The organism is Holdemanella sp., assembly GCF_056804935.1.
On record NZ_DBMEXE010000038.1, the window covers coordinates 8,963 to 10,369 of the forward strand.

At 30.1% G+C, this 1,407-nt stretch carries 1 protein-coding gene; it reads left to right on the forward strand.

Features of this window, described 5'->3' with window-relative positions; genetic code table 11:
• The coding region (locus ACZQCL_RS03175; protein ID WP_482481828.1) for a ComEC/Rec2 family competence protein at nucleotides 1-1,255 on the forward strand (1,255 nt) is incomplete at its 5' end.
• Between the last annotated feature and the right edge of the window lie 152 nt (nucleotides 1,256-1,407).

Genomic DNA, 1,407 nt, shown 5'->3' on the forward strand with positions numbered 1-1,407 from the left:
AAAGTGGGATGAGACAAAGATAAGAAGAATCCTTCTAGTCTTCAGTGTTTTATTTGGCTATTTCTTTGTGTTTACACTTGCATTCACAAGATTTATTTTGTATCAGTTGAGTACTCTATTATTCACATCCAAACCCAATCAAACGGCTTTTACAATCCTTTGTTTTGGCATAATCTATCCAAATCAAGTACTATCCATATCTTTTATTTGTCCGCTCTTATTACAACTCGTATCTTATTTTTGTACCGAACACAAATGGATCGTACAAAAGATGGCCTTACTTGGATTGATGTTTATTTACTTTAAGAAAGTGAATCTTATTTCATTGCTTTTCTTTAACATCTTTAGAAAACTGTATGGTTTGATCTTCTTATTTGGATTTATAGTGCAGGATTTAATAAATCTAAAATTACCAGACCTTACCATTCATTATGCACCTAGAATTTTATTTATAGTTTTATTTATCATCTTCTATATACAATGCTTAAAACACTTTAAATGGAAATATCTATGGATATGTATCGTTCCATTTCTAGAAATTTATTGTAATCCTTTCTTTCAAGTCTATACATTAAATATAGGTCAAGCTGACTGCAGCGTGATTGTAGAACCTTTTCATAAAAGTGTGGTGATGATTGATTGTGGGCAAAATCTATATCGTGATAATGTCGAAAGAATTATTATGCCCTTTCTAGAAAACAAGAACATTCATGCGATTGATACATTGATACTTACACATGATGACTTTGATCATAATGGAGGATATGACAGTTTAAAAGATAAAATTGAAATCAAACAAGTCATAGAAGATTCAAATCAATTGGTTCATGTCGATTATCCATTTTATTTGTTGTTAAGTGAAAGAGAATCTAAGGATACCAATGATTCAAGTCTTATCAGTTATTTTACGTATGATCACTTAACCTATCTATTTATGGGGGATGCGAGTAAACAAATTGAAAAACAATTAATGGCTACATACGATTTAAAAGCCGATGTTATAAAAGTAGGACATCATGGATCGAATACGAGTTCAGACCCAGATTTTCTTGACTCTTTAGATTGTAAGATTGCCTTGATTAGTTGTGGCTATAAGAATAAGTATGGTCATCCAGGTGTTGAAACACTCAAGACATTAGAAAATTTACACATAAATACACTATGTACGAGTGATTGTGGAAGCATAGCCATGTATTCTTTATTTCACTTTTCATTTGTTGTCACAAACGATGGAATGTTTGGTATAATACATTAGAAAATTAATACATCAATGTTGATAAAAAACACCAATCGAAGCACATTTAAATGTACAACATTGGTGTTTTAATTTTATTGAACTAACACATCTCTATATGGATAAAAGTATAATTGCTCATCCTTTATAAATTTTAGTTTCTATCCAAATAT